4 protein-coding genes are annotated in these 3,785 nt (G+C 38.0%); 1 reads left to right on the forward strand and 3 read right to left on the reverse strand.

Annotated features, from left to right (window positions below; all coding sequences use genetic code 11):
- On the forward strand, nt 1–484 hold a 484-nt coding region (locus tag AC1DDX_RS25115; RefSeq protein WP_477622800.1), incomplete at its 5' end, for a Crp/Fnr family transcriptional regulator.
- 10 nt (nt 485–494) lie between these two features.
- On the opposite strand, the gene AC1DDX_RS25120 is transcribed toward AC1DDX_RS25115, so the two are convergent.
- From AC1DDX_RS25120 to AC1DDX_RS25130, 3 genes are all read right to left on the reverse strand, one after another.
- On the reverse strand, nt 495–899 hold the full coding sequence (locus AC1DDX_RS25120; protein ID WP_246269497.1) for a hypothetical protein: 405 nt from the start codon (nt 897–899) through the stop codon (nt 495–497).
- A gap of 24 nt (nt 900–923) precedes the next feature.
- Nucleotides 924–2,411 carry a rubredoxin gene (locus AC1DDX_RS25125; RefSeq protein WP_172660399.1) on the reverse strand — a complete coding sequence of 496 codons (1,488 nt, stop codon included), beginning with the start codon at nt 2,409–2,411 and terminating at the stop codon, nt 924–926.
- Nucleotide 2,412: 1 nt separating this feature from the next.
- Nucleotides 2,413–3,785: FAD-dependent oxidoreductase (locus tag AC1DDX_RS25130; RefSeq protein WP_477622801.1), on the reverse strand; the 1,373-nt coding region annotated here is incomplete at its 5' end.

Consider the following 3,785-nt stretch of genomic DNA (forward strand, 5'->3'; position numbering starts at 1 on the left):
GGAACTGATAGTTCGTTTTGCCAGTAATGGTGCAATTATTGGTCATCGCGGTCTAAGTACCAAAAGTGCYATTTTTCCTATATCTGCTACTGCACTTGAGGCCACATCGGTATGTTTTATTGATTTGGATTTCTTTATGTCGACCCTTAAGATAAATTCAGACCTTACTTTTCAATTGATGATGTTTTACGCTGATGAACTACAGGAATCGGAACGGAGAATGCGGAATTTAGCCCACATGTCTGTTAAAGGTCGTTTGGCTTTATCTATTATCCAACTTAAAGATCAATTTGGCGTAAATGACAGAGGGCATATTGATATAGAACTAAGCAGGCAGGATCTTGCTGCTTTTACAGGGACCACATATGAAACAGTTTTTCGAATGATGAATGAGCTTGTTAGAGAAGATTTGATTTCGATAACAGGAAAAGCAATAAGTGTTAAAGATCCCAGAGGTTTGAAAGCATTAACACTTATTGCATAATTCTTATACTTTAAAACTTATATCCTAAGCCCACTCCAACATTCCACTTTCCATCTTTTGTACTTGTTTTTGCGGTATAAAGCATCGGCATCTGTAAGGCAATGTGTTTATAAATTGCCGTTACACCACAGCCTAAAGAAGGTATAATAATTGCATTTTTGGGTGCATTTCCGGGCGATTTGTCTTCTTTGATTTTTAAACTGGGAAGTAAACCTATTAATAAACTGAAGGGTTTGCTGGTGTATTTAATTGCAGGGCCTGTACAGTTTATTGCGGCCCCATGATCAATATAACTTAATACCACTACTCCCTCAAACAGGGTAGGTTTAATTTGTGTTGTTTGAGCTTTTCCTTTAAAATTCAGCATGCAAAGTGCCAGTCCGCCATAAATGGCAAGTTGTAATTGTGTTTTCATGAAATGATAATTTAAATGTGAAACCTAAATTGTTTGTAGTGATTCTTTTTGAATCGGAATAATATCTGTTTTAAAGGCTCCGCAAACAGCGCAACCGTAATCTGCTTTTAAATCTGAGAAGGGGGTTCCAGGTGGTACTCCATTTGCCTCATCTCCCCATGTTTCATCATATATAGTTAAGCAGTGACTGCACTGGTGCGCAATGACGTACTCAATTTCTGTAACCAATTCTGTTTCGTAATAATTATCTGCAGAAGCACTTTCTGACAAAGTCTGGAGCTGATAATAATTGTCGCAAAGTTTTACCAATGCTTCAGCTAATGATGCTCTGTCAAGGTTGTCTTTATAAAGAGTGAAATTCTTCGAATTGGGATTAAAATCAGTGGTATGAAGAATGTCGAATTTGCATTCATCCTCCAAGTCATTATTGGCACATTTCCTTATAATTACTGAGCCAAATAAGCCACTTTTTGGATTGGTTTTAATTGCAAAACAAAGTTTGAAAGTTCTGAGATCTACTTTGTTAAACTCATTGATAAGCTCCCGTTTAAGGTTAAGCCCATATTCACAAAGATCCTCACTTTGCCAGTTTAGTTCGTTGGATGCGTGACGTACGTTTATTCTGTTTTTATCCAGTACAGCATTCCAGAGTTTTTTGTCGCCTGTTTCTACACCTTTTATGATAATTGATTTCCAGGGAGTAGTGTACAGCTGGCCAATGCGGGTTTTTGCGCAAATAGCACAAAGATCTTTAAGAAATGAAACTGAAAACAATTCGTTTCTACGGTAAATCCCTAGCCAATATTTGTCGTTATATTTATTGAATCCCTCATAGTATGGTAATTGGAAATCGGGTAGCTTTAGCGGGGCAGAGAGGGGTTGGTAAAAGATGCTTCCGGTTAATTTTACCTTGTTTTCCAGTAGCAGTCCGTCAATATTAATTTGATCATAAAATAAATCTTTATTGCTGAATATTGCGTCTTCAACCAATTTGCTAAGGGTGCCAATGTCCTCAGAATAAATTAAAGATGACCAGCAGTAAATGATATTGGTTCTGGGAAAACGTATGTATAAATACCAATAATTGCCAATCTCTGAAGATATAAAGTTTAAATTTCCAGTGAAAAAGGGAATTAAGGTCTGACTGTTGTCTGCCAGATTGATTTTTAATCTTGGGGTATAGTCAAAAGCATCTAAAACATCTCTGTAAACCCCTTCGCGGAGCCAATTCGAATTGTTAAATATGTCTTCAGTTACATAAGAGCTAATGATGTTTGGCTGTTTATCAGCATCTATTTCAAACTCAGTGTCGGATATAAAAAAGCCATGCTCAATGTCTTCTAACTTATCTTCATCCACAGAAAAATAAAGCTGCTGTCTGGTGCCAAATCTTACGTTTTCGACTGCTGATTCTTCGAGAATAGTGAGGATTTGTAAAAGATCACCAATAGAAACAATGCCTCCCGGAAGATTTACTTTAATTTGATGTTTTTTTATTTCCTTGTTTTCCATATCAGTTCGTTTTTTCTAATACTTCTTCCTTTAATGCTTCCTGAAGGATAAGCTTAACCTCTGGTTTACAAGAACCACACCCCATTCCTGCCCCTGTTGATTCACATAATTCCTTAAAATCTGAACACCCTGAGGTTATTTTTTTTAGGAGGTTTCCTGCTCCAACGTTGTTACAGCTGCATACCAGTTTGCCTGATACCGGTTCTGTTTTTTTACCACTTCTAAGCAGTTGTAATCTCTTATCACTTAATTCTATTTTGTTGGCTATTAGTTCCCTGAACTCAAGGAACTCGGTTTTATCCCCAATTAAGATTGTTCCAACAAGTCTGTCCTGATGGATGATACATTTTTTATAATACCGTTTTGCCTTATCGATAAAAACAATCTCTTCATAGTTTTGGTCATCAGGGCATTCTGATAGTCCAATACTGCAAAGGTCAAATCCGTGGATCTTTATGATGTTCATGAAGAGGCTGCCTTTGTAATAGCTGCTGATATCTCCGTTGTGAAATTTGGCAACTACCTCTGCTTGCTGCTCAGCAGCGGCCGTTATTCCATATAATGTGCCTTCAAATTCGGCAATCTCGCCTATGGCGTAAATGGAAGGATCGTTGGTTTGTAAACGCTCGTTTACAAGTACACCACGTTTACAATCTAATCCTGTTTCTTTTGCCAGTTCAATATTGGGAGTAGTGCCAATAGCCAGTATAATTGCATCACAATTTATCCTGCGGCCGCTTTTTAGCTCAATGCCTGTTAGTTTGGAACGGCCGTAATAAAGCTGTACTTCATCATTGTAATAAATATCACAGCCCTGATCTACCATTTCCTCATGCAGCATCTGGCTTCCCAGCGGATCCAGTTGTCTGTTCAAAAATCTGGATACCCTATGAATGATGGTTATTTTTACGCCTATTTCACGTAGTGATGCAGCCATTTCCAGGCCAAGCAGGCCGCCACCAACAACTACTACATGAGCGTTTTTAGGAATATGTTTTTTGAAATTGTCTGCATCTGTACGACTCCGCATGGTAAATATGCCAGGTAAGGAAGGCGCATTTTTGGGAAGGGTAGAGCGACTTCCGGTAGCCATAATCAATACATCATACGATGTTCTTTTGCCGGTTGAATCTATTACGTATTTCTGTTCTCTGTTTACTTTTTCTACGCTGATGCCTCTTAACAGTCTGATACTATATTCGGGCTCTTCCTCATCATTCATTTTTACCAATTGTTCCCATTTTTGTTCTCCGCTTATATAATCAGGGAGCATTACACGATTGTAAAATGGAAAATTCTCTTTGCTAAAGACTGTGATTTGGTCTTCCTTGTTCATTTCCCTGTAAGATTTAACAAAGCCATAAGCGCCGGCAC

Source organism: Pedobacter sp. 10L46_2 (assembly GCF_056395165.1).

Bases quoted from the DNA above. Each gene is read 5' to 3' on its own strand.
- AC1DDX_RS25120 (WP_246269497.1), bottom strand. From the start codon at position 899: ATGAAAACACAATTACAACTTGCCATTTATGGCGGACTGGCACTTTGC.
- AC1DDX_RS25125 (WP_172660399.1), bottom strand. From the start codon at position 2,411: ATGGAAAACAAGGAAATAAAAAAACATCAAATTAAAGTAAATCTTCCG.